The 23,364-nt window shown below is 74.1% G+C and carries 22 protein-coding genes; 18 read left to right on the top strand and 4 right to left on the bottom strand.

Features of this window, described 5'->3' with window-relative positions:
- The first annotated feature begins 58 nt into the window (after nt 1-58).
- From EV383_RS18035 to EV383_RS18020, 4 genes are all read left to right on the top strand, one after another.
- Nucleotides 59-286, top strand: a complete 228-nt coding sequence (locus EV383_RS18035; RefSeq protein WP_130290994.1) for a hypothetical protein — start codon at nt 59-61, stop codon at nt 284-286.
- 100 nt (nt 287-386) lie between these two features.
- Entirely contained in the window at nt 387-3,398 is a 3,012-nt protein-coding gene (locus tag EV383_RS32675; protein WP_130290993.1) for a helix-turn-helix transcriptional regulator, read from the top strand.
- Nucleotides 3,399-3,503: 105 nt separating this feature from the next.
- Nucleotides 3,504-4,274 carry a DUF5995 family protein gene (locus EV383_RS18025; protein ID WP_242623484.1) on the top strand — a complete coding sequence of 257 codons (771 nt, stop codon included), beginning with the start codon at nt 3,504-3,506 and terminating at the stop codon, nt 4,272-4,274.
- Nucleotides 4,275-4,348: 74 nt separating this feature from the next.
- The gene (locus EV383_RS18020; protein ID WP_242623174.1) at nt 4,349-5,029 is read left to right on the top strand and encodes a response regulator transcription factor; all 681 of its coding nucleotides are present in this window, start codon (nt 4,349-4,351) and stop codon (nt 5,027-5,029) included.
- Here EV383_RS18020 and EV383_RS31245 read toward each other — a convergent pair.
- Complete coding sequence (locus EV383_RS31245; protein ID WP_165438390.1) at nt 5,011-5,184, bottom strand: hypothetical protein; 174 nt, start codon at nt 5,182-5,184, stop codon at nt 5,011-5,013. The two genes, EV383_RS18020 and EV383_RS31245, sit on opposite strands and share 19 nt — an antisense overlap.
- A 607-nt stretch (nt 5,185-5,791) precedes the next feature.
- Between EV383_RS31245 and EV383_RS18015 the strand changes: the two genes are divergently transcribed.
- From EV383_RS18015 to EV383_RS18005, 3 genes are all read left to right on the top strand, one after another.
- On the top strand, nt 5,792-6,475 hold the full coding sequence (locus EV383_RS18015; RefSeq protein ID WP_130290991.1) for a response regulator transcription factor: 684 nt from the start codon (nt 5,792-5,794) through the stop codon (nt 6,473-6,475).
- Nucleotides 6,476-6,589: 114 nt separating this feature from the next.
- On the top strand, nt 6,590-7,069 hold the full coding sequence (locus EV383_RS18010; protein ID WP_130290990.1) for a DUF6328 family protein: 480 nt from the start codon (nt 6,590-6,592) through the stop codon (nt 7,067-7,069).
- A 75-nt stretch (nt 7,070-7,144) separates the two neighbouring features.
- The gene (locus EV383_RS18005; protein WP_130290989.1) at nt 7,145-7,939 is read left to right on the top strand and encodes an MOSC domain-containing protein; all 795 of its coding nucleotides are present in this window, start codon (nt 7,145-7,147) and stop codon (nt 7,937-7,939) included.
- A gap of 15 nt (nt 7,940-7,954) precedes the next feature.
- Here EV383_RS18005 and EV383_RS18000 read toward each other — a convergent pair whose 3' ends face one another.
- Nucleotides 7,955-8,893: an NADP-dependent oxidoreductase gene (locus EV383_RS18000; RefSeq protein ID WP_130290988.1), complete on the bottom strand. Its 939-nt coding sequence runs from the start codon at nt 8,891-8,893 to the stop codon at nt 7,955-7,957.
- A 124-nt stretch (nt 8,894-9,017) separates the two neighbouring features.
- Here EV383_RS18000 and EV383_RS17995 point away from each other — a divergent pair, with 124 nt between their 5' ends.
- Nucleotides 9,018-9,827: an IclR family transcriptional regulator gene (locus EV383_RS17995; protein WP_130290987.1), complete on the top strand. Its 810-nt coding sequence runs from the start codon at nt 9,018-9,020 to the stop codon at nt 9,825-9,827.
- Between the two features lie 55 nt (nt 9,828-9,882).
- Here the strand turns inward: EV383_RS17995 and EV383_RS17990 are convergent, their stop codons facing one another.
- Nucleotides 9,883-10,209, bottom strand: coding sequence for a DUF3099 domain-containing protein (locus tag EV383_RS17990; RefSeq protein WP_130290986.1), 327 nt, complete (start codon nt 10,207-10,209; stop codon nt 9,883-9,885).
- A 310-nt stretch (nt 10,210-10,519) separates the two neighbouring features.
- On the opposite strand from EV383_RS17990, the gene EV383_RS17985 reads away from it, so the two are divergent.
- From EV383_RS17985 to EV383_RS17960, 7 genes are all read left to right on the top strand, one after another.
- Nucleotides 10,520-10,846 (top strand): DUF3040 domain-containing protein, encoded by a 327-nt coding sequence (locus EV383_RS17985; RefSeq protein ID WP_165438389.1) that lies wholly within the window; start codon nt 10,520-10,522, stop codon nt 10,844-10,846.
- 75 nt (nt 10,847-10,921) lie between these two features.
- Nucleotides 10,922-11,080 carry a hypothetical protein gene (locus EV383_RS31240; RefSeq protein WP_165438388.1) on the top strand — a complete coding sequence of 53 codons (159 nt, stop codon included), beginning with the start codon at nt 10,922-10,924 and terminating at the stop codon, nt 11,078-11,080.
- A 222-nt stretch (nt 11,081-11,302) separates the two neighbouring features.
- The gene (locus EV383_RS17980) at nt 11,303-12,283 is read left to right on the top strand and encodes a chemotaxis protein CheB (RefSeq protein ID WP_130290984.1); all 981 of its coding nucleotides are present in this window, start codon (nt 11,303-11,305) and stop codon (nt 12,281-12,283) included.
- Nucleotides 12,280-13,116, top strand: coding sequence for an STAS domain-containing protein (locus tag EV383_RS17975; protein ID WP_130290983.1), 837 nt, complete (start codon nt 12,280-12,282; stop codon nt 13,114-13,116). Before EV383_RS17980 ends, EV383_RS17975 begins: the two co-directional genes overlap by 4 nt.
- Nucleotides 13,117-13,125: 9 nt before the next feature.
- The gene (locus EV383_RS17970; protein ID WP_130290982.1) at nt 13,126-14,991 is read left to right on the top strand and encodes a CheR family methyltransferase; all 1,866 of its coding nucleotides are present in this window, start codon (nt 13,126-13,128) and stop codon (nt 14,989-14,991) included.
- A gap of 92 nt (nt 14,992-15,083) precedes the next feature.
- Nucleotides 15,084-15,995 carry an SDR family NAD(P)-dependent oxidoreductase gene (locus tag EV383_RS17965; protein ID WP_130290981.1) on the top strand — a complete coding sequence of 304 codons (912 nt, stop codon included), beginning with the start codon at nt 15,084-15,086 and terminating at the stop codon, nt 15,993-15,995.
- Nucleotides 15,992-18,436 (top strand): acyl-CoA dehydrogenase family protein, encoded by a 2,445-nt coding sequence (locus tag EV383_RS17960; RefSeq protein WP_130290980.1) that lies wholly within the window; start codon nt 15,992-15,994, stop codon nt 18,434-18,436. The genes EV383_RS17965 and EV383_RS17960 overlap by 4 nt, the downstream gene beginning before the upstream one ends.
- Here EV383_RS17960 and EV383_RS17955 read toward each other — a convergent pair.
- Nucleotides 18,402-18,917, bottom strand: a complete 516-nt coding sequence (locus EV383_RS17955) for a MarR family winged helix-turn-helix transcriptional regulator (RefSeq protein WP_130290979.1) — start codon at nt 18,915-18,917, stop codon at nt 18,402-18,404. The two genes, EV383_RS17960 and EV383_RS17955, sit on opposite strands and share 35 nt — an antisense overlap.
- A 116-nt stretch (nt 18,918-19,033) precedes the next feature.
- On the opposite strand from EV383_RS17955, the gene EV383_RS17950 reads away from it, so the two are divergent.
- The 3 genes from EV383_RS17950 (at nt 19,034) to EV383_RS17940 (ending at nt 23,274) form a co-directional block, all read left to right on the top strand.
- On the top strand, nt 19,034-21,454 hold the full coding sequence (locus EV383_RS17950; RefSeq protein ID WP_130290978.1) for an FUSC family protein: 2,421 nt from the start codon (nt 19,034-19,036) through the stop codon (nt 21,452-21,454).
- Between the two features lie 93 nt (nt 21,455-21,547).
- Nucleotides 21,548-22,111: a roadblock/LC7 domain-containing protein gene (locus tag EV383_RS17945; protein WP_130290977.1), complete on the top strand. Its 564-nt coding sequence runs from the start codon at nt 21,548-21,550 to the stop codon at nt 22,109-22,111.
- Nucleotides 22,108-23,274 carry an acyl-CoA dehydrogenase family protein gene (locus EV383_RS17940; RefSeq protein ID WP_130290976.1) on the top strand — a complete coding sequence of 389 codons (1,167 nt, stop codon included), beginning with the start codon at nt 22,108-22,110 and terminating at the stop codon, nt 23,272-23,274. Before EV383_RS17945 ends, EV383_RS17940 begins: the two co-directional genes overlap by 4 nt.
- Nucleotides 23,275-23,364: the final 90 nt, after the last annotated feature.

Genomic DNA, 23,364 nt, shown 5'->3' with positions numbered 1-23,364 from the left:
TAACCCTTAGAGGCTCGCCCGGCCGGGCGGGGACCTCAGCTCCGTTCGAAGGTTTCACATGGTCGTTCCCCGTCTCGCCGCCGTGCTCGCCCGCCTCCCGGGCCGTCGCACCCCCGTGGACGACACCTGGAACGGTGGCTCGTTCCTGCACTGGGTCCAGGGCCGTGACGGTCTCCGCCTCGCCGGTGAGTTCATCCCGGACGCCGAGCCGCGGACCACCGACGCGCAGGGCGCCGCCGAGTCGCAGCGCACGGGCCGTCGCCGGGGACCGCGCCGCTCGAGCTGACGGCCGTCCCGCGCCGCAGTGCCGGCCGTGTGGTCGGTGATCCCGCTCCGTCCGTCGATCCCCTGGTCGTAGGGGGTGGACCGGCATTAGGGTTCCCCTCGTGGGGCAGCTGCCGGGCGGAACCCTCTTCCGCGGCCGGGACACCGAGCTGGAGCACCTGCACGCCGCGTTGCGCGCGGCCCGCACGACCGGTGCGACGGCCGTCCTGCTGGGCGGCGAGGCGGGCGTCGGCAAGAGCCGCCTGATCGCCGAGTTCACGACGGCCGCCGCCGGACAGGGCACGACCGTGCTGGCCGGGCGCGCGCTGGACCTCGGCGACGGGCCGTCGTTCTGGCCGGTCGTCTCGGCGCTGCGCGAGCACGTCCGGTCCGCCTCCGGGGCCCGGGTCGACGCGCTGTCCGCGGGCCTGGAACGGCTCGAGGGCCCGGCCGCGGCCGGATCGCGGGTCGAGATGCTCGAGATGCTGCGCCGGCTGATCGCCGACACCGCCGCCGGGGGACCGGTTGTCCTGGTCGTCGACGACCTGCACTGGGCCGACCGCTCCACCCGTGACCTGTTCGTCTACCTGGTCGCGAGCCTGGCCGCCGAGCCGGTGCTGCTGGTCGGCTCCTACCGCGAGGACGCCCACGGCGGGGTGCCCGGCCGGCTCAGCGCGATGGTCGCCGAGCTGCGGCGTCACCGGCAGGTCTCGTTCCACCGCGTCGAGCCGCTGTCCCGGGAGGCGCTCGCGGTCCTGCTCGCGGGCTGGGCCCCGCACCGGCCGGACCTCGAGCCGCTGGTGTGGAGCCACTCCGAGGGCAACGTCTTCCTCGCCGAGGAGACCGTGCGCGCGGTGCTCGCCGGCGACCCGCGGGGTCTGCCCACCACCGTGCGCGACCTGGTGCGGGCCGGGGTGGACGCCCTGTCGCCGAACGCCCGGCGGGTGGTGCGGGCCGTGGCCGCCGGTGTCGGGGACGTGCCGCACGCCCTGCTCGCCGAGGTGCTGGCGCGGCTGGGCGACGACCTCCCGGACGCCGTGCGCGAGGCCGTCGAGGGCGGGTTCGTCGTCGTCGACGCCCGGGGTGACGGTTACCGGCTGCGGCACGGTCTGATGGTCGAGGCCGTCGTCGCGGACCTGCTGCCCGGCGAGCGGACGGAGCTGCACGGCCGGTACGCCCGCGCGTTGTCCACCGGTCCGGACAGGGACCGGCCGGGGTCCGCGGCCCGTCTGGCGCACCACTGGGAACGGGCCGGTGCCCCGGAGCAGGCCCTGCCGGCGACGCTGGCCGCGGCGACGCAGGCGGAGCTGCTGCACGGCTACGCCGAGGCCTACCGGCACTGGTTGCGTGCCGCCGCGCTGACGGCCCGGGTCCCGGCCGCGTCGGTGACGATCGCCCGCGGCGCCTGCCTGGAACGCGCCGCCGACTCCGCCGACCTGGCCGGCGACCACGACGAGGCCGTCGCGCTGCTGGCCCAGCGTCTGTCCGACCCGGACGGCCCGGCCGGCCTGCACGCCGCCGTCCTGCGTGGACGGCTGGGGCGGTGCCTGGTGTCGGCCGGTCGCGCGGGGGAGGCGGAGCAGGCCTACCGGCGCGCGGTGGAGTCCCTGCCGTCCCTCGACGGGCCGGCTCCCCACGAGCCCGGCCCGGACGCCGTGACGGCCGCGGCCGCCGAGGTCCTCGCCGGGCACGCCGCGGTGCTGCAGCACGTCGCCGAGTTCGCCGCGGCACGCACAGTGGCCCGGGAGGCGCTCGGGCCGGCACGCCGGGCGGGCGACCCCCGGGTGCTCGCCCGCGTGCTGGCCACCTACGGGTTCAGCGCCGCCTACCTCGACGACGCCGAGGACGGCCTCGCGGCGCTCGCCGAGGCCGTCGAGGTGGCCGAACGCGACGGCGACCCCGCGACGCTGGGCGTGTGCCTGCTCCGCCAGGCCGAGCTGCTCTGCGGTCCGCTGAACGCGTTCACCGAGGGCGTCGAGGCCGCGCTGCGCGGGAGCGGGCGCATGCGCGAGCGGGGACTCGAGCGGACGTCGGGGGTGGCGCTGCTGGTGCTGGCCGCGAACGCGCTGTTCCGCCTCGGTCGCTGGGACGAGGCCGAGGAGCTCGTGGCGCGGGCCTGGAGCCTGGCCCCGTCCGGTGCGCAGGCGATCGAGGTGCGGCTGTCCCGGGTCCGGCTGCTGATGGGGCGCGGCGACCTCGACGGCTGCGAGGACGACCTGGAGGCGGTCGAGCTCGTCGCCGGCTCCGCCGTCGGGCCGCGGCTGCGTCTGCCGCTGCTGATCCTGCGGGCGGGGCTGGAGATGTGGCGCGGGAACCCGGTCGTGGCGTTCCGGCACGTCATGACGGGTCTGGACGTCGTCGAGTCGGGGATCGACGACTTCTGGTCGGTCGCGCCGCTGATCTGGCACGGGGCCCGGGCGCACGCCCAGGCCGTCGAGGCCGGTACGCCGCCCCCGCAGCCGGACCTGCGGCGCCTGCGCGGCTACTACACCGAGCTCACCGACCGCGCCGGTCGCGCGGTGCCTGCCGTGCGCGCGGTGCTGGAGGCGTTCTCGGCGATGTGCGCGGCCGAGGACGCCCGGGCCCACGAGCGGCCCGACCCTCTCGCCTGGGCCGGGGTCGCGGACCGGTGGGAGGCGCTGCACCAGCCCTACCCGGCGGCCTACGCCCGGCTGCGCGCGGCCGAGGCGCACCTCGCCGCCCGGACGCGGTCCGCCGACGGCGCCGCCGCGCTGGTCCGCGCGGAGCGGGCGGCGCGGACGCTGGGGGCCGGTCCGCTGCTCGCCGAGATCGAGGACCTGGCCGGACGGGCGCGGGTGACGTTCGCGCGGCCGTCGCCGGAGGACCCCGGACCGGAGGGCGACGGGGAGCCGTCCCACGGCTCCGGAGGTGACGGCGCCACGGGACCGCTGGCGTCGCTGACCGCGCGGGAGCTCGAGGTGCTCGCGGAGGTGGCGACCGGGCTGACCAACAAGGAGATCGCGGGCCGGTTGTTCATCAGCGAGAAGACCGTCGGGGTGCACCTCACCCGGATCTTCGCCAAGCTCGGCGTCCGCACCCGCGTCCAGGCGAGCAACACGTTCTCCTCGCAGCTCCGCACCCCCCTACGCCGGAGTGCGTCGCACCAGGATTAGGAGGTCGGGGGAGGGCCGCGTAAGACGTTCTCCCGACGACGCCGTACCCCCGTAGGTCGATGCTGGTCACCGACATCGGATCGACCGGCGGAGGCAACGGTGACCATGGTCGGCCACGACAGGCGCACGGTACCCACCTACGCCGGCGGGGTGCTCGAATGCCTGGCCACACCGCCCGAGGACGTCCGCGGTGTGCTGGACCGCCTGGACCGGCTGCAGGAGCTGACGGAGTCGGGCCCGCGCGGTGCCGACGACGGGCTGGCCTGCTTCAACCACCTCTACCGGCAGGTGACCCGGGAGGTTCTGGACCGGCTCGACGGCCAGGAGCTGTTCCGGGAGCCGGAGTTCGTGGCCCTCCTCGACGTCGAGTTCGCACGCCGGTACTTCGCCGTCGTGCGGGCCGACGCCTCCGGGCTGCCGGTCCCGCGCTCGTGGTCGGTGCTGCTCGAGCGCCGCGGCGATCCGGGGACCGGGCCCATGGAGCTCGCCGTCGCCGGGGTGAACGCGCACGTCGGCTACGACCTGGCGCCGGCCGTCGTGCAGACCTGCACGCTGCTCGGTCGCGGCGCCCTCGGGCCGACCGAGCTCGCCGACCACCATGCCCTCACGGCGATCTTCGCGCGGCACATGGTGGCGCTGCGGGCGGACTTCGAGACCTGGCTGGGGCGCGATCTCGACCCGGCCGTCCTCGACAAGATCATGGACGGCGCGGACACGCTCGGCGTCGTCCTGGCCGGGGACGCGGCCTGGCGCCGCGCGGAGCACCTGTGGTCGCTGCGCACCCGCCCGGCCGCCTACGAGCGTGAGTGCGACTGCATCGACTGGGGAGCGGCGATGGTCGGGCGGGCGGTGCTGCAGGTGGGGAGCACACCGTGACCGTGGCGGTGGTGGGCGCGGTGGCAGGTGCAGGACATGTCTCGGGGCGGGGGCTTGAAGAGTGGGCGGAACCGGTGACGAACGAACGCAACACCCCGTTGGAGTCCTCGACGATCCTCATCGTCGACGACCATGAGCTGGTCGGGACCTCCCTGGCCCTGAGCCTGCGCGCAGAGGGGGAGGACGCCGTCTACCGGCCGGCCCCCTCGGCCGCGGCGGTGCTGGACGCGGCCGTGCGGGCCGGGACCGGTCTGGTCGTGCTCGACCTCGACCTCGGCCGTGACGCGTCCGGGACGGTGATCGACGGCGTGCAGCTGATCCCCGCTCTGCGCGGGGCCGGCTGGCGGGTGCTGGTCCTGTCCGGGAGCTCCAACGCCTCCCGGATCGGGTCCGCGCTGGCCGCGGGCGGCTTCGTCTGGGTCTCGAAGAACGCGCCGTTCGCGGTGCTGCTCACCGCCATCCGGGAGGCCCGCGCCGGACGGTCGGCCATGCCGCCCGGGCAGCGGGAGCATCTCATCGAGCTCTTCCGCCGTCACGAGGCGGAGCGGGCGGAGATCAGGGCGAAGCTGGGGCGTCTGACCCCGCGCGAGCGCGAGGTCCTCGGTGAGCTGGCGGCGGGCAAACGGGCCCAGGCCATCGCGAACCAGTTCGTGGTGTCCCTGCCGACGGTGCGGACCCAGGTCCGCGCGGTGCTCGGGAAGCTCGAGGTGGGCTCCCAGCTCGAGGCCGTCGCGCTCTACCGCAGGATCGGCTGAGCGGCGCGGGTCGTCGCGTCCGGCCGTGCCGACGACCACGTGCGGGCCTCGCGCAGCAGCGCGGTCCCGAGGCACGCCACGGCGACGGCGGAGACCGCCGCAGCCACGCCCACCCAGAACACCAGTCGCAGCAGCACCCGCTCGAGGAACGTCATGCCCACTACATCGCGTCGTGTGCCGCCGTGTTTCGCACCGACCGGGTGACGTCCCGGTGCGCAGCGTCACTGCAACAGGTGTTCGGGTGCGGAACGGTGCGCCCCCGCTCCGGCGGCTCCCGCACGTCAATCCTCAGAATTGTTGATGCGCCCGGCCGGGACGCGCGTCCCGGTGCGCCCGTCCCTCCCGACCGGCGGTCGGACCTGCGACGGCGTCCCGGTGTCGTCACACCCGCCCGTTGTCCGTCACAGTTCCGTCGCGAGGGCGGACGCAGTTCTTTACAGGCGTGGATAACTGTGCGCGAAGATCGCACCGAAATGGACCTGCAAGCGCCGATCGGGCGACAGTTGTGCAGCCGATGAGTGCGCGTCCGATCGGACCGAGAAAACGGATTCGGACGCATACTGTGACGGCCCTGAGATGCGGAAACATCCGACTGAGCGTTCGAGTCGCTGCTGATCGCCAGCGGTCCTGGGCGGACTCGATACCCATTGGTCTCGAAATTCTTCGTCTTTCCGGTGAACCATGCCGTATCCGGCATGCGAATACCGCGTTGATGACCGTGAGGCGAACCGCGGGAGATCACCGAGGGGTGATTGCACGATGATGACGACACCGATCCGCGACGGGCGGGTGCTCGTCGTGGACGACCACGAGCTCGTCGGCACGTCCCTGGTCCTCGCGATGCGGGCCGAGGGCGAGGACGCGACCTACCACCGGCCGTCGTCGGTGGCCGACGTCGTGGCGGCGACCTCCGGAGCCGGGCCGGGGATGGTCGTGCTCGACCTGGACCTCGGTCGTGACCGCAACGGCGAGCCGATCGACGGTGCGGCGGCGGTGCCGGGGCTCGTCGATCTCGGCTGGCGGGTGCTCGTGCTGTCCGGTACCTCGGACGGGTCCCGGGTCGGTGCCGCGCTGGCGGCGGGCGGCTTCGGCTGGATGCACAAGAACGCCCCGTTCGCGGCGCTGCTGGCGACGATCCGGGAGGCGCGCGCCGGACGGCCGGTGATGCCGCCGGGCCGTCGCGAGCGCTTGATCGAGCTGCACGAGCGACGGCTGGAGGAGAACCGGGAGCTCGCCGGGAGGCTGGCCTTGCTCAGCCCGCGTGAGCTGGAGGTCCTCGGTCATCTGGCCTCCGGCAAGCGGGTGCAGACGATCGCCGAGCACTACGTCGTCTCGGTCGCCACCGTGCGCACCCAGGTCCGGGCCGTGCTGACCAAGCTGGCGGTCGGGTCGCAGCTGGAAGCCGTCGCCCTGTTCCAGCGGGTCAGGGAACGGGGGCGCCGCTGAGGCCCGCCCGTCACGGCGCGGACCGGGGATCCGGGGGATGATCGCCTCGAATCGGACGCGGGGAGGCCAGGAGTGGCGGATCGGCTGGGCGGCGGGCAGGCGGATCCTGTACCGGTGGTGACCGGCAGCGACGACTGGAACGTCGAGCAGCGCGACGAGATGCCGCTACGGCGGGCCGACCGCAACTTCGCCGAGCTCCTGCAGGAGCTGCGTGTCGTGCTGACCGGGGTGCAGATCCTCTTCGGGTTCCTGCTCACCGCGTCGTTCAGCGAGCGCTTCACACGGCTGGACACCCTGCAGGTGACGGTGTTCCTCGTGACGCTGCTGTGCGCGGCGACGTCGTCGGCCCTGCTGGTGGCGCCGGTGGCCGCGCACCGGATCGTGTTCCAGCGTGGCCGCAAGCCGGAGCTGGTGCGGTGGGCGCACCTGTCCGCACTGACCGGGATGGGCTTCCTCGGACTGACGATGTCGTCCGGGCTGCTGCTGGTGTTCGACCTCGCCGTCGGGCGGGTCCCGGCCTTCGTCGTCGCGGGTGTGTTCCTGGCCGCGGTGGTGGCGGTGTGGGCGGTCGTCCCCCTCTCGGCGCTGCGCTGATCCCGGCCTTGACCGGGGACCCGGTGCGGGCGGCACAGTGGGTCCCTCGGATCGGTGGGGTGGACGGGGGAGCGGATGCAGACGGTGTCGCAGCTGGGGATGACCCCGGTGAAGTCCGGTCAGCTGCTCTCGCCCCGCGAGGTCCGTGTCGACCGCCGCGGGATCGTCGGCGACCGGCGCTTCGTGATCGTCGACGACGGCGACGCGCAGCTGGGGCGGCCGGGCAAGGGCCTGTTCGTCGGAGTCCGGTTCGACCACGACGACGCGCACGCGACGTTGCGCGTCCGCACGCCCGGGGGTGACGACGTCTCCGGTGACGCGACGGCCCACGGCGACCCGTTCCCGGTCGACCACCTCGGCATCCGCACGCTGCGGTGCCGGGAGGTCGGCGGGCCCTGGGACGCGGCCCTGTCCGCGCACGCGGGCCGGCCGGTGCGACTGGTGCGGATCGACGACGGGGGCAACGGTGTCGACGTCCTGCCGATCACGCTGCTCGGGACCGGGTCGGTCCGGCGCCTGGAGCGGGAGACCGGCGCCGCGGTGGACCCGCGCCGCTTCCGCGCCGGTGTGCTCGTCGAGGCCGAGGAGCACGCCGAGGACGGTTGGGACGGCCGGCTGGTGCAGGTCGGGGAGGTCCGTCTCCGGGTGCGCAGCGGGGTCCCGCGGTGCGTGGTGACCTCGTTCGACCCGGTCACCGGGGTCCGTGACCTCAACGTCCTGAAGAGCCTGGCGGCCTACCGGCCCACGGCCGGTCTGCCGGACGGCCTGATGCCCGGGTTCGCGGCGATGACACTGTCGGTCTACGCCCAGGTGGAGACCGCGGGCCGGATCCGCGTCGGGGACGAGGTCACGGTTCTCGACGAGCCGTGAACGACCGGCACCGGCCTACGGCAGCAGGACGACCTTGCCCCCGGCGTGGCCCTCCTGCACGAACCGGACCGCGTCGGCGGCCTCGGCCAGCGGGTAGGTGCGGGCGACGACCACCGTCAGCGTGCCCTCGGCGGCGAGGCGGGCCAGCTCCGGACGTGCCGCGGCACGGATCTCGGTGCCCGGGTCGGCACCCGGCCCGCCACCGAGGGCCTTGATGCCGGCCTCGGCGGCCCGTCCGAACGCGGCGATCGTGGCGATCCGGTCGCGGTCGGCGACCAGGTCCAGCGACACGTCCACGGCCTCGTCGGTGCCGACGGTGTCGATCGCGGCCGAGATGCCGTCCGGCGCGGCCGCGCGGACCCGGTCGGCGAGCCCCTCGCCGTAGGCGACCGGCTCGATGCCGTAGCCGCGCAGGGCGTCGTGCCGGGCCGGGGCGGCCGTACCGATCACGCGGGCGCCGCGGTGGATCGCGAGCTGCGCGGCGACGAGCCCGACCGAGCCGGCGACCCCGTGGACCAGCACCACGTCGCCCTCGCCGACACCGGTCGCGACGAGCGTGTGCTCGGCCGTGCCCCCGACCAGCAGCAGGCCCGCGGCCTCCTCCCAGCCGAGCTCCGCCGGCTTGGCCGTCAGCGCGGTGTCGGCGACGGTGACCTCGGAGGCGTAGAGCCCGCCGGCACCCGGGCCCGCGACGATCACCTCGTCCCCGACGGCCACCGACGCACCCTCGCCGACGGCGGTGACGACCCCGGCACCCTCCAGCCCGACCCGCAGCGGCAGCGACGACCCGTCGGCGCCGAACGCCCCGCTGAAGATCTTGTGGTCGACCGGGTTGATCGCGGCCGCGCGGACCGCGACGGTCGCCTCGCCCGGGCCGGGTACCGGCACCTCGACGTCGACGAGGGAGAGGACTTCCGGGCCACCGAACGCGGTGGCGACGATCGCAGCAGCCATGTCGCCGACAACGGATCGGGGCACCCCGGGATTCCCGTCAGCTCTCCACCCTCGGGGGCGGTTGCCGCGCCGCGGCGGCGTGGAGCAGACGCCCCCGGCGCCGGACAACGGCTAGGATTTCACCATGCGGAAGTCCGATACCGACGCCGACGTCCCGCCCGAGGGCGCGGTCGTCCGCTCGGCCACGGTGCAGTCCGTCGAGCGTGCGATCGACCTGCTCGAGGCGATGGCCGAGGCCGGCGGGACGGCGGGCCTGTCCCACCTGGCCGCGACCTCCGGCCTGCCGTTGCCGACGATCCACCGGCTGGTCCGCACGCTGGCCGGGCGCGGCTACGTCCGGCAGGAGTCCTCCCGGGAGTACGCGCTCGGCCCCCGTCTGGTGCGCCTCGGCGACACCGCCGGACGCCTGGTCGGGGTGTGGGCGCGCCCGCAGCTGGCCTCGCTGGTGGACACGCTGGGGGAGAGCGCGAACCTGGCCCTGATGGAGGGCTCGCAGGTCGTCTACGTCGCCCAGGCGCCGGGCCGGCACTCGATGCGGATGTTCACCGAGGTCGGGCGGCGGGTGTCACCGCACTGCACCGCCGTCGGCAAGGCTCTGCTGTCCCGGATGTCGCCGGACCGGGTCGCGGAGATCCTGCGGCACACCGACATGGTCAGTCACACCGAGAACACGATCACCGACCGGGCCGCCTACGAGCGCGAGCTCGACCGGGTCCGTGCGGCCGGTTTCGCGATCGACGAGGGTGAGCAGGAGATCGGCGTCCGCTGCGTGGCGGTGGCCCTGGACGGGCCGCTGCCGGCCGCGGTCTCGATCTCCGGCCCGACCACCCGGATGACCGACGCCCTGGTCGAGTCCGCCGTGCCGCAGCTGCGGGCGGCGGCCGACGCCCTGGTCGCCGAGCTCGCCCGGCAGGACACCACGGCCGGCGCCTGACGACGCGCGCACGAAGAACCCGCCGGACGCGACGTCCGGCGGGTTCGGATGGGGCTCAGCTGTTCTCGATCACCGTGTGCTCGCGGGCCTCGAGCTCGTCCGGACGGCTGCGGTAGCGGTTGACCTTCTCGACCTTGCGCGGCAGCCGGTCGTTGGCGATCAGGACCGCCATCCAGGGCAGCGGGACCGAGGCGAGCAGCAGCGTCACCGCGACCCACGGCACCGAGATGAACACGACCGCGGCGATCATCAGCGGGATGCGCATCCCCATCATGAGCGCGTAGCGGCGCTTGCGGACCGCCAGCTCCTCCTCGTACGACATCGGTGCGTCGGTGATGAGCACCGGTGCGGTCGAGGGGCGGTGGGACAGGTGTTCGGTCATGGAAACGTTCACACTTCCCCGAGATTCGCCGGGACCTCACCCACCCGCGTGGACCGCGGCGTCGCGGACCCGACACTGTTCTCAACGCCCGCGCGCGGTACGCCCTTCCCGGCCGTGCGGTGCGCAACGACTCCCCGATTCGAGTTGCGCACGACGGATGCCTTGATCGCTGCGAACCCCGCCGAGATGCGCCTCGTCGATCACCGGACGACCGTGCGACACATCGTGACGGTGCCGCGGACCCCGGCCGGACCGCGACGGGGCGGAGATGAGCGGGCGGTCGCGGCCGGTTCGCGGCTACGGTGGGCCGGTGACGGCCGGACCGGCGGACGAGCGCCCGCTCAGCGAGGACGAGCTGCGCGCCCTGCACGGCATCGAGGCGCACGTCCGCGACTCCGACCCGGAGTTCCCGCAACGGCTCGGTTCGGCCCCGGGCCTGCGCCACCCGGCCCTGCGCGGGATCGGACGACGACCGCGCGGGTCGGAGATCGCGGCCGTCGTCCTCCTCGCGTCGCTCTACATCGTCGTGCTCCTGCACGTTCCGGAGCACCTCGTGCTGGTGACCGTCGTCGTCACCCAGGTCGTGATCGTCCCGGCGTGCTGCGTGCTGTGGGCGGTCCGCCGGGGACGCGGGTAGGGCGGGCCCGGCCGGCGGACCGCCCCGTCTCCGACGTCCGGGCGCGCGTCCGGTGACCGGCGTAGCGTCGGTCCGATGCTCGCCTTCCTCGGTGTCCTCCTCGTCATCTGGCTCGTCCTGGCCGTCCTCGGCTTCGTGATCAAGGGCCTGTTCTGGCTCGCGATCATCGGGATCGTGCTGTTCCTCGCCACCGCCGCCTACGGCGCGGTCAAGGGCCGGGCGAAGGTCCGCTAGACCCGCCCCGTCGGACACGTGCCCGGCACCCGTCCGGAGGACGTCGCGCCTGCCGGCAGGCACCCGACCCGGCACACGGCGTACCGTTCCCGCGGTCGGCGGGTCGACCACCGTGTCCTCCGCGGCCGACGTCCCGGACCGGTCGGCGGTCCGGACGTGCGCGCGGTGCGGCACCGTGCGGAGCGGGGCCGGGCGCCCCGTCGCGAACCACTGGTGGTGCAGGTGACCCGGCGCGACACGATCGTCGTCGGTGCCTCGGCGGGAGGCGTCGAGGCACTCTCCGTGCTGGTCTCCGGCCTGCCCGCGGACCTTCCCGCGGCCGTGCTGGTCGTCCTGCACCTGCCCGAGGCAGGGCGCAGCGCGCTGGCGTCGGTCCTGGACCGCTTCGGTCCGCTGCCGGTACAGGAGGCACTTCCGTCGGCGCCCCTGCGGCCCGGCACGGTGATCGTCGCCCCGCCGGGCCGTCACCTGCTCGTCGCCGGCGGAGACACGGTGCTCTCGTCCGGGCCCGCCGAGAACGGGCACCGCCCCGCCGTCGACGCGCTGTTCCGCTCCGCCGCCCGCACCCGCGGCTCCGCCGTGATCGGCGTGCAGCTCTCCGGCACCCTCGACGACGGCGCGGCCGGCATGGTCTCGATCGCCGCGGCCGGCGGGACGGTCGTCGTCCAGGAGCCCGCCGACGCCGCGTCCGCGGGGATGCCGGAGGCGGTGATGGGCCTGCTGCGGCCCGACCACGTGCTGCCGGCGTCGGAGATCGGGCCGCTGCTCGCCGCTCTCGCCGGGGGCGACGCCGCGCCCGCGCCCGCCGGGCCGGGGACGCCGGACCGGATCGCGGATGCGTTGGAACACCTCGGGCGCGACGGCGGACCGTTCGTCCCCCGCCAGCGGGAGAGTCCCGGCGAGCGCTACGAGCGGGCGTTGTGGACGGCGCACCGCGTGCTGCGGGAGAGGTCGGGACTCGCCCTGCGACTGGAGGGCGTGGCGCGGGACTCCGATCTCGACGAGATGCGCCGGCGCCACTCCGGCATCGCGGCCGAGCACGCCGACGCCGCCGCCGTGCTGCGCGAGCTGCTGCTGTGCGGCGTGCCGCAGGACCGGGTCACCCCCTGGTCGCCGGCCGGGGACGGGACGCCGGGGGACGGGACACCGGAGGACGGGACGGCGGCGGACCGGACGGCGGGAGACGGGGCGCCGGAGCGATGAGCGCGATGGTGGTGACCCAGCACCGGCACGGCCGGGCCGTCGTGGTGCGCCCGCACGGCCTGCTCGACCTGTCCACGTACGCGGCGTTGCGCGACGCCCTGCTCAAGTGCGCCGCCGACGACCCGTCGGGGATCGTGGTGGACCTCTCCGAGCTCGCGGCGGACCGCGTCAGCTCGTTGTCGGTGTTCCCGACCGTCGCCCTGAGGATCTCGCCGTGGCCGGGTGTCCCGCTCGTGCTGGCCGCCCCGGGCGGTGACCTGGCCGGGCTGCTGGCCGGCAGTGCCGTGGCCCGCTTCGTACCGGTGCACGACCGCGTCGACGTCGCGCTGGAGGCACTGAGCGGTCCCTGCCCGCGACGTCTGGCCCGCACGCGTTTCGTGACCGGGGCGTCGGCTCCGGGCGCGGTCCGCAGCTGGGTCCGCGAGATCTGCCTCCGCTGGTCGGTGACGCCGCTCGACGGACCGGTCCTGGTGGCCTCCGAGCTGGCCACGAACGTGGTCACGCACACCACGTCGGAGGAGCTGGTGGTGCGCCTGGAGATGCGCCCCGCCGGGCTGTCGGTCGCGGTCGCCGACGCCGACCCCCGTCCCCCCGCGCTCGGTCCGGGCGGCGTCGTCCCGACGGTCAGCGGGCTCGTCCTCGTGGACATGCTGTCGCGGGTGTGGGGGCACAGCCCGCGCTGGGACGGTGGCAAGGTCGTGTGGGCCGTGCTGGCCCTCCCCGGTGGCCCGGAGGGGCCGCTGATGCCGGCCGGACCCGAGAGCGCGCAGCTGCCGGCGCGCGAGCCGTTCGCCCGCGAGCCGTTCGACGGCCCGGGCGACCTGGGGCGGTAGCGTCGCGGGGTGGCCGAGAACCCGCCAGCCGACCCCGAGAACGACCCCGTCACCGACCCCGGGATCGACGACGGGTTCGAGGCGCTGCTGACCCACCTGCGCGAGACCCGCGGCTTCGATTTCACCGGCTACAAGCGCACCAGCCTGCGACGCCGGATCCAGCACCGGATGGACCAGGTCGGGATCGAGGGGTTCGCCGCCTACGTCGACCACCTCGAGGTCACCCCGGACGAGTTCGCGGCGCTGTTCAACACGATCCTGATCAACGTCACCGGGTTCTTCCGGGACCCCGACACCTGGTCCTACCTGCGCACCGACGTCCTGCCCGGGCTGCTGGAGGCCCGCCCCGCGGACACGGTGATCCGCGTCTGGTGCGCGGGTTGCGCGTCCGGTGAGGAGGCGTACACGATCGCGATCCTGCTCGCCGAGCTGCTCGGGCCCGAGGAGTTCGGGCGCCGGGTGAAGATCTACGCCACCGACGTCGACGAGGACGCGCTGGCCTACGCGCGCGCCGCCACCTACACCGAGCGCGAGCTGCAGGGGGTGCCCGCAGACCTGCGGGAACGGTGGTTCGAGCCGGTCGGGTCGCGCCACGCGTTCCGCAAGGACCTGCGCCGCAGCGTCATCTTCGGCCGCAACGACCTCGTCCAGGACGCGCCGATCTCCCGGATCGACCTGCTCTCCTGCCGCAACACGCTGATGTACTTCACCCCGCAGACCCAGGCCGGGATGATGTCGCGGTTCCGGTTCGCGCTCGCCCCGCACGGTGTGCTGGTCCTCGGGCGGGCGGAGATGCTGCTCAGCCACGGTCGGCTGTTCGAACCGATCGACCTCAAGTCCCGGGTGTTCCGCAAGAACCGGTCCGTGGCCGCCGGTGTGACGCCGATGTCGCCCGAGTTCGTCGCCGACCGCCGCGGTGCGGGCACCATGGACCGCCTGCGCGAGCACGCACTGGCAGCGGGACCGGTCCCGCAGATCGTGCTCACCGGGGACGACGTCGTGGCCCTGGCCAACCAGCGCGCGGAGGAGCTGCTCGGCGTCGGTGCCCGCGACGTCGGCCGTCCGCTGCGGGACCTGGAGGTCTCCTACCGGCCGGTCGAGCTGCGCTCGGTCGTCGAGCGGGTACGGATGAACCGCACCGCCGAACGGATCACCGAGGTCCGGCTCGAACGGGCGGGGGAGACGCGCTGGTTCGCCGTCGACGTCGCCCCGCTGGTCGCGGCCGACGGCGGCCGGCTCGGGGTGTCGGTCGCGTTCCACGACGTCAGCGCGGCGCACCGCCTGCAGGGCGAGCTGGAGCGGGCGAACGCCCAGCTGGAGTCGCTCTACGAGGAGCTGCAGTCGACCAGCGAGGAGCTGGAGACGACGAACGAGGAGCTGCAGTCCACCGTCGAGGAGCTGGAGACGACCAACGAGGAGCTCCAGTCCACGAACGAGGAGCTGGAGACCATGAACGAGGAGCTCCGGTCCTCCAACGACGAGCTCCAGAGCACCAACGACGAGGTCCGCGTCCGCAGCGGGCAGCTCGACGGCGTCAACGAGTTCCTGGAGTCGATCCTGTCCTCGCTGCGCTCCGGCGTGATCGTGCTGGACCGGCAGCTGCAGGTCACGGTCTGGAACGCCGTCGCCGAGGAGATGTGGGGCCTGCGCCGCGAGGAGGTCCTCGGCCAGCACGTGTTCAACCTGGACATGGGCCTGCCGACCGACGGCCTGCGGACCGCGGCGCGCAAGGTCCTCGCCGACCGCGACCACACCGACGTCCTCGAGGTCGACGCCGTGAACCGCCGCGGGCGCACCGTGACCGTCCGGATCGCGGTGAACCCGCTGCTCGGCACGGACGGCGCGGTGAGCGGCTGCGTGCTCCTGATGGACTGAGCCCGTCCAGGAACCCGGAGCGTCGTTGACCCTCCCGGAGGGGCCCTGGGAAGGTCGGCCGGTCAGCCGTCCCGACGCGGAGAGGGAGCGACATGGGCAGCTCGTTGCGCGAGAAGGTCGTCGTCGTGACCGGGGCCGGGGGCGGCCTCGGCCGGGCGGTGGCGCTGCGGATGGCGGCGGAGGGCGCGAGTGTCGTCGTCAACGACGTCGGTGCCGCGCTGGACGGGTCCGGATCCGACGCCGGGCCGGCGCAGAGCGTGGTCACCGAGATCGAGGCCGCCGGCGGGACGGCCGTCGCGAACACCGACAGCGTCGCCGGGTGGGACTCCGCGCGGTCGATCGTCGCCACCGCCGTCGACACGTTCGGCCGGATCGACGCCGTGGTCAACAACGCCGGGATCGTGCGCGACCGGATGTTCTTCACCATGACCGAGCAGGAGTGGCGCTCGGTGATCGACGTCCACCTGCACGGCTCGTTCTTCGTCTCCCGCGCGGCGTCGGAGCACTTCAAGGCCCAGCGCTCCGGGGCCTACGTGCACATGACGTCGACGTCCGGGCTGATCGGCAACATCGGGCAGGCCAACTACGCCGCGGCCAAGCTCGGCATCGTCGGCCTGTCGCGGATCATCGCCGGGGACATGGAGCGCTACGGCGTGCGCTCGAACTGCATCGCGCCGTTCGCGTGGAGCCGGATGACCGCGTCGATCCCGACCGACACCCCGGAACAGAAGGACCGGGTGGAGAAGCTCAAGCGGATGGAGCCGGAGAAGGTGGCGCCGCTGGCCGCCTACCTCGTCTCGCCGGTCTCGGACGTGACCGGGCAGATCTTCTCGGTGCGCGCCAACGAGGTCTACCTGATGAGCCAGCACCGGCCCGTCCGGACGATGCACCGCGACGGCGGCTGGGACGTCGAGGCGATCGCCGACGACCTCATCCCGGCCCTGCGCCCCAGCTTCACCCCGCTGCAGGTCACGACGGACGTGGTGTCCTGGGACCCGGTGTGAGCACCGCGGCGGGGCCGCGCGGCGATACCGCGGCGGAGCCGCGCGGCGATACCGCGCCGGTCGACGCGGCGCTGACCGATCTCGCGGCGGTCGTGGACCGGGTCGGCGCCGAGGGGACCGCCCGCACCCGTGCCGTGCGCGAGGCCGGTGGCCGGGTGGACCGCGCGATGTGGCGGCGCTTCGGTGATCTGGGGTGGCTCGGGCTCGGAGTGCCCGAGGAGCTCGGCGGGGCCGGCGCGGGGGAGCGGGCCGTGGCCGCGGTCGCGGAGCGTCTGGGCGCGGGTGCGTTCCCGGAGCCCTACGCGGCCTGCGGGGTCCGGGTCGCGACGCTACTGGCCGGTCCGGCGGTTGAGCCGGGGTCCGGGGCACCCGCGCTGCTCGACGACGTCGTCGCCGGCACGCGGGTCGTCACGCTCGCCCACGACCCCGGCGCCGCCCCACCCACGCTGACCGATGACGGCGACGGGTACGTCCTGAGCGGCAGGGTGCGCTGGGTCCCGGTACCCGCTGCCGACACCGTCCTGGTCGCGGCCGTGGTGGACGGGACGGACGTGGCCGGCCCGGACGTGCTCGTCGCCCTGCCGCGGGACGTCCCCGGACTGACCGTCACCACCATCCCGCTGGCCGACGGCGGGCACCTGGCCGACCTGCACCTCGACGGCGTCGCCGTCCCGGCCGGGGCCGTGCTCGGGCGCGGCCCGGCGGTGGCCCGGTCACTCGGCGAGGCGACCGACGCCGCACTCGTCGCGGTGGCGGCGGAGCTCACCGGCATCGCCGGTCACGTCCTCGGCATGACGTGCGACCACCTGCGCACCCGCGAGCAGTTCGGCCGCCCGATCGGGGCGTTCCAGACCCTCGCGCACCGCGCCGTCGACATGTGGGTCCAGGTCCGGCTGGCCCGCGCCGCCCTCGACGGTGCCCTCGACCGGCGCGAATTCCCCGGCGCGACCGCCGACGAGCGCTCGGCCGCCGCGAGCGGCACCCACGCCCGCGCCTGCGAGGCGGCGACCTGGGTGTGCCGGCAGGCGGTGCAGCTGCACGGTGCGCTCGGCTTCTCCGACGAGCACGACCTGGGCCTGTACCTCAACCGCGCGATCGTCCTCGCGAGCTCGCTCGGCGGCGCGGAGGCGCACCGGCGTCGCCACGACGCCCTGTCGCCCCGCGTAGCGGGAGCTCCGCTCGCACGTCCGGCTGCCGACCCGGCGGCCGTACGCGAGGTCCCCACGGCTGCGCCGCGGCGCGGACGGTCGGTGGCCCCCGAGTTCGGTGTGGCGCAGGAGCAGGACTGGAACGCCCTGTCCGACGAGGAGTTCCGCGCGATCGTCCGCGCCGAGTTCGAGGCCCACCACCCGACCGCGATCCGGTACCCGTCACGACGGCTGTACTGGTCCGAGCAGTCGGCCTGGTTCGAGCGGATGTCGGCCAAGGGCTGGATCGCGCCGAACTGGCCCACTCGCTACGGCGGGATGGGGCTGGGACCGTCGAAGCTGCTCGTCTTCGGAGAGGAGCAGGAGCGCTGGGGGATCGCCCGGTTCCAGGACCAGGGCGTGCGCATGATCGGCCCGGCGCTGTTCGAGCACGGCACGCCCGAGCAGCTGGCCCGCTTCCTGCCCGGCATCCTGAGCTGCGCCGACCGCTACTGCCAGGGCTACTCCGAACCCGGGGCAGGCTCCGACCTGGCGAGCCTGCGCACCCGGGCCCGCCTCGACGAGACCGGCGGGCACTACGTCGTCGACGGCAGCAAGATCTGGACGACGATGGCGCACGACGTCACGCACATGCTGCTGCTGGCCCGCACCGACCCCGACGCCCAGCGCCAGCGCGGGATCAGCTTCTTCCTGCTGGAGTTGAACGTCCCGGGCGTGACCGTGCGCCCGATCCGCGACATCGCCGGGCACTCCGAACTGTGCGAGGTGTTCTTCGACGGCGTCCGGATCCCGGCCGGGAACCGGATCGGTCCGGAGAACCAGGGCTGGACCGTCGGCAAGTCCGTGCTCTCCGCGGAGCGGATCCACATCGGCAGCCCGCAGATGCCCGCCTACGCGCTCGACCGGCTCGCCCGCGTCGCGCGGGCCCGCGGCGTGCAGGACGACCCGGTGTTCCGCAGCCGCGTCGCCGCACTCGCCCTCGACGTCGCCCACCTCTCCGACGCCTACGCCGGGTTCGCCGCGACGTTCGTGCGTGGGGAGCCGCTCGGCCCCGACGTGTCGCTGCTCAAGATCTGGGCGACGGAGACCACCCAGCGGATCGGGGAGCTGATCCGCGACACCGCGGGGCCGGCCGGCGCCGTCGTCGGTCCGGTCGGCCCGGGGCAGGACGGTGACGGCGACATCGACGTGCTGGACGTGTTCTACAAGGCCCTGCCGTCGACGATCTACGGCGGCAGCAACGAGATCCAGCGCTCGATCATCGCGAAGCAGGTGCTGGGGCTCCCGACGTAGTGGCTGTCGTCGGGGCCGTCAGGTACTTCTCCGCCACGGCGCCGTTGTAGCGGGTGAACATCTCGCCGAGCGTGCGCAGGTCGGCCTCGCTCCAGCCGTCGAGCAGCTCGGCGGTGTCGTGGCGGCGCCGGTCGCGCTCGGCCCGCATCCGCTCCAGACCCTCCTCGGTCGGAGAGATCACGCTGCGCCGCCGGTCGGACTCCGCCGGGGTGCGCCGGACCAGGTCCTTGCCGGCCAGCACCGTCACCTGGCGCCCCGCCGTCGACGGGTCCAGGCCCAGCGCGGCCGCGAGTGAGCAGATGTCCGACGGGCCCGCGGCGTCGAGGGTCCGCAGCAGCAGGTACTCCGAGCGGTCCAGGTCGCGGTCGCCGGTGCGCCGGCGCAGCAGCTCGAAGTTGCGCACGAGGACGGCCGAGGCCACCTCGATCACGTCGAGGGGTGCAGTCGCGCCGGTGTCCACCGGACGATCCTGTGATCCCATCGGCTCCTCCTGAACACCGGTACGATACCTGTTATCGTCGGTATCATACCGATAATCGGACACGACAGCTCGGAGCGGTGGCGGTGCCAGGTCGATGGCGTGAACTCTGGGATCGGTTGGTCGCCTCCGACCCCGGCCTCGGACGGCTGCGGATGGCGGTTTCCGGGGCGGTGGCGATGGCCACCGCGCTCGGCGTCGAGTACGGGTTCGCGACCCTGCTCGGGGCGGACGCGCAGGGTGTCCTGATCTCGATGCTGCTCGGCGCGATCGTCGCCATGATGGGCTCGCTGGCACTCACCGGCAGCGACGTGGGGGAGAAGGTCCGCACGGCCGTCTGGTTCCCGGTCGCGATCGGCGGCGGAATGGTCGCCGGGATCGCGGTGGCGGGCAGCACCGGGCTGATGCTGTCGGTGTTCGTCGTCGTGATGTTCCTGGCCGTGTTCGTGCGGCGCTGGGGCCCGGCGTTCTTCAACTACGGGTTCATGGCGTGGATGGGCTACTTCTTCGCCTCGTTCCTGCACCCGAGCTGGTCGATGATGCCGATGATCGTCGGGGCGACGGTCGTCGGGACGGCGTGGGTCCTGCTGCTGTCGATCACGCTGCTCAACACCCACGCCCCACGGACACTGCGCCGGGTCGTGCGGGCCTTCGACGCCCGGGCCCGCGCCGTCGCCCGCGCAGGGTCCGACCTGCTCACCCACGCCGACCGCCCGGACGTCGACGGCGGGCGGGCCCGCCGTCGCGCCCGGCGCGCTCTGGGCCGCCGGCAGACCCGTCTGGCCGAGGTCGCGCTGATGGTCGAGGCCTGGTCCGCCGAGCGCGGAGCACTGCCGGAGGGCTGGTCGGGACCGGCCCTGCGCCGTCGCCTGATCGACGCCCAGCAGGCCGTCGACGGGATCGTGGCCGGAGCCGACAGCCTCGCCGCCGGTGGTTCGCCGCTCGCCGGTCGAGCCGCCGTCCTGCTCGACCGGATGGCCCGTCGCGACGACGCCGGGGCCGAGCGCGCGGCACGGGAGCTGGCGGACGCGACCGGCGACGACACCGGTACCCCGCCCCCGGGCCGGCTCGCCGCCCGGCACCTGGCCGCGGCGGCGTCGGAGTTCGTCGCGCTGGCCCGCATCGCCGAGGCGCCGCCCGGGACCGCGGAGGTCGACGACTTCGAGCCCGCCGTCGGGCTCGCCATGGGCCATCTGCCCGGCTCGCCCGCCGTCGCACTCGACGTCCCCGTCCACGTGCGCTGGTGGAACCCGCTGGCGAAGCTGGACATGACGACCCGGCAGGCGATCCAGGTCGCTGTCGCCGGCACGCTGGCGATCCTCGTCGGCCGCGAGCTGTCCGACACCCGCTACTACTGGGCCGTGATCGCGGTGTTCGTGATGTTCACCGGCACCGGGACCCGGTCGGAGACGTTCCTCAAGGGCGTCAACCGCCTGGTCGGGACGTTGCTGGGGCTCTTCGCCTCGATCTGGCTCGCGGGGGTGACCGCGGGCAGCACGACGGCGGTCCTGGTCACGATCGTCGCCTGCATGTTCGTCGGCTTCTACATGTTCCGGATCTCCTACGGCTTCATGATCTTCTGCATCACGATCATGGTCGGGCAGCTCTACAGCGCCCTGCACGAGTTCTCGAACGCGCTGCTGGTGCTGCGCCTGGAGGAGACCGCGGTCGGCGCCCTGATCGGGTTCGCGGTGGCGGTGCTGGTGCTCCCGCTGGGGACCCGGCACACCGTCCGGACCGTGCGCGGCGCGCTGTTCACGGCGTTGTCGGAGCTGCTCGTGGCCGTCGCGCAGCGGCTGGAGACGGGGCGGATCGAGCCCGCCGAGGACGGCACTCCGCGGGACCTCGACGGTCTCGCGCGCGGCCTCGACGACCGGTTCCGACGCCTCGCCCTGGTCGCCCGCCCGCTGACGCGTCCGCTGGTGTGGGGGCACAGCCCGTCGCAGACCCGGCACCGGCTCGCGCTCCTCGCCGCCGCCGTCACGCACGCCCGCGCGCTGACCGTGGGCGTGCGGGGCGACCGTGAGGAGAACGACGCCGACGTCGCGACGGCGTGCCGCGCGCTCGCCGTCGCGTCCGACCGGCTCGCCGGGACGACGCCCGGCTACGCCCGCCCGGACGCCGCCGAGCCGCTGACGCGAGCCGATGTCGCGCTGTTCGGCGGTCGCGGCGACCCGCCCGGGACGTGGGTCACCGACCCGGTCCGGTCACCGCTGATCCACCTGCACGACCTGCTGGCCGAGCTCGCGCAGGTCGACGGACGGGCACGGGGCGAGGCGGGGGGTCCCGACGACCCGCGCACCCCGGACGTGGCCGCCGCGCTCGCCGTCGCGGCCGGTGCGCCGCGCCCGGACGGGGACCCGCAGCGGGCGTTCGCCGTCGCCTCGCTCACCCGTGCCCTGCGACGGCAGCTCGACGAGGTGACCGCGTCCGGGGGACCGGCACCCGACGGCTGGTGGTTCGCCGACGGGACGGCGGCGCAGCGGGCCGCCGTGCCGCCCGGCCGACACGCCGCCCGTGTCGCCCCGCGAGGCGACTGACGAGTCGGCCGAGATCCTGCCGAGCGCCCCGTCGTCGCAACTGGTTAGCTGGGGTCAACTACCACGCGGCGTCACGGAACGGAGCCCCAGGCGATGACAGCGCCCGAGCAGGACGTCGACCGGCTGGTCACCGACTTCGTCGAGCGGGTGCCGGGTGTCGCGCACGCGGTCGTCGTCGCGGCGGACGGCCTGCCCGCGGCCCGGTCCGCGGAGGTGCCGGACGGACGGGCGGAACAGATCGCGGCGATCACTTCGGGGCTGAGCGCCCTGACCGCCGGTGCGTCACGGGTGTTCCACGGCGGACAGGTCGGGCGGACCGTGGTGGAGATGCACCACGGCACCGTCATCGTGACCGCGATCGGCCACGGCGCGGCGCTGGCCGTGCTGACCGCGCCGCAGTACGACCGTGAGCTGGTGCGTGAGGAGTCCGCACGCCTCGGCGGGCGGGTCGGCCGGGGCATCACGGCGACCTCGCGACCGGCGGGGCCGGGCTCCCGGCGCACCGGCGTCGCCCTGACCGGCGTGCTCGCCCGCGCGCTGTCCGCCGAGGTCGAGAAGGGGGCCCGGCCCGGGGACGAGGCCCGGTGCTGGTTCGCCCGCCCCGGGCGTGCGGACGTCTACGGTCGGGACTCCGACACCGTGGAGGGCGACGTATGAACCACCCGCTGCAGCAGGAGTCCGACCTCCGGCGCGACCTGCGCGACACCGTCGACCGGATCTGCAAGGACTTCCCGGACGAGTACTGGCGCGACCTCGACCGCGACCGCCGGTACCCGGAGGAGTTCGTCGCCGCCCTGACCACGACCGGTTGCCTCGGCGCGCTGATCCCGGAGGAGTACGGCGGGCTGGGCCTCGGGCTCGGCGACGCGTCGGTGCTGCTGGAGCAGATGCACGCCAACGGCGCGAACGCCGCCCCGGTGCACGCGCAGCTCTACACGATGGGCGCGGTGCTGCGGCACGGCAGCGAGAGGCAGAAGCAGACCTGGCTGCCCGGCATCGCCTCCGGCGAGGTCCGGCTGCAGGCCTTCGCGGTGACCGAGCCGGGAGCCGGGACCGACACCACCAGCCTGTCGACGACGGCCGTGCGCGACGGCGAGGACTACGTCGTCAACGGGCAGAAGATCTGGACCTCGCGCGTCCAGCACTCCGACCTGATGCTGCTCCTGGCCCGCACCACGCCGAAGGATCGGGTCGAGAAGCGCTCGCAGGGCCTGTCGGTGTTCCTGATCGACCTGCGCGGCCTCGAGGGGATCACGGTCAAGCCGATCCGCACGATGGTCAACCACGAGACGAACGAGGTCTTCTTCGACGACGTCCGCATCCCCGCCGACTCGCTCGTCGGTACCGAGGGCGAGGGCCTGAAATACATCCTCGACGGGATGAACGCCGAGCGGGCCCTGATCGCCGCGGAGTGCATCGGCGACGGGAGGTGGTTCGTGAACCGGACGACGCGCTACGTCACCGAGCGCGAGGTGTTCGGCCGCCCGATCGGCTCCAACCAGGGCGTGCAGTTCCCGATCGCCCGCGCGCACGTGAACATCGAGGCCGCCGACCTGATGCGGTGGAAGGCCTGCGACCTGTTCGACGCCGGCCTGCCCTGCGGCGCCGAGGCGAACATGGCGAAACTGCTGGCGTCCGAGGCGTCCTGGGAGGCGGCGAACGCGGCCATCCAGTTCCACGGCGGCTACGGCATGGCCGAGGAGTACGACATCGAGCGCAAGTTCCGCGAGACCCGGCTCTATCAGATCGCCCCGATCTCGACGAACCTCATCCTGTCCTACGTCGGCCAGCACGTCCTGAAGATGCCGCGCTCCTTCTGATGAGGCGCGCGGGCGCCTCGGTGATTCCGTCGGCCGTGGACACGGCGGACCACGAGGTCGAGCGTCACGAAACAGCGGAGCGGACCGCCA

This window comes from Pseudonocardia sediminis (assembly GCF_004217185.1).
GTDB lineage: Bacteria > Actinomycetota > Actinomycetes > Mycobacteriales > Pseudonocardiaceae > Pseudonocardia > Pseudonocardia sediminis.
This window is presented reverse-complemented; position numbering and strand designations above follow the sequence as displayed.

Excerpts from the sequence above, each read along its gene's own strand:
- EV383_RS17975 (WP_130290983.1), top strand. The coding sequence starts at position 12,280 with ATGAGCGCGATGGTGGTGACCCAGCACCGGCACGGCCGGGCCGTCGTG.
- EV383_RS17940 (WP_130290976.1), top strand. The coding sequence starts at position 22,108 with ATGAACCACCCGCTGCAGCAGGAGTCCGACCTCCGGCGCGACCTGCGC.
- EV383_RS18025 (WP_242623484.1), top strand. The coding sequence starts at position 3,504 with ATGGTCGGCCACGACAGGCGCACGGTACCCACCTACGCCGGCGGGGTG.
- EV383_RS18005 (WP_130290989.1), top strand. The coding sequence starts at position 7,145 with ATGCAGACGGTGTCGCAGCTGGGGATGACCCCGGTGAAGTCCGGTCAG.
- EV383_RS31240 (WP_165438388.1), top strand. The coding sequence starts at position 10,922 with ATGCTCGCCTTCCTCGGTGTCCTCCTCGTCATCTGGCTCGTCCTGGCC.
- EV383_RS18035 (WP_130290994.1), top strand. The coding sequence starts at position 59 with ATGGTCGTTCCCCGTCTCGCCGCCGTGCTCGCCCGCCTCCCGGGCCGT.
- EV383_RS17945 (WP_130290977.1), top strand. The coding sequence starts at position 21,548 with ATGACAGCGCCCGAGCAGGACGTCGACCGGCTGGTCACCGACTTCGTC.
- EV383_RS31245 (WP_165438390.1), bottom strand. The coding sequence starts at position 5,184 with ATGACGTTCCTCGAGCGGGTGCTGCTGCGACTGGTGTTCTGGGTGGGC.
- EV383_RS17965 (WP_130290981.1), top strand. The coding sequence starts at position 15,084 with ATGGGCAGCTCGTTGCGCGAGAAGGTCGTCGTCGTGACCGGGGCCGGG.
- EV383_RS17955 (WP_130290979.1), bottom strand. The coding sequence starts at position 18,917 with ATGGGATCACAGGATCGTCCGGTGGACACCGGCGCGACTGCACCCCTC.
- EV383_RS18015 (WP_130290991.1), top strand. The coding sequence starts at position 5,792 with ATGACGACACCGATCCGCGACGGGCGGGTGCTCGTCGTGGACGACCAC.
- EV383_RS17995 (WP_130290987.1), top strand. The coding sequence starts at position 9,018 with ATGCGGAAGTCCGATACCGACGCCGACGTCCCGCCCGAGGGCGCGGTC.
- EV383_RS18000 (WP_130290988.1), bottom strand. The coding sequence starts at position 8,893 with ATGGCTGCTGCGATCGTCGCCACCGCGTTCGGTGGCCCGGAAGTCCTC.
- EV383_RS17990 (WP_130290986.1), bottom strand. The coding sequence starts at position 10,209 with ATGACCGAACACCTGTCCCACCGCCCCTCGACCGCACCGGTGCTCATC.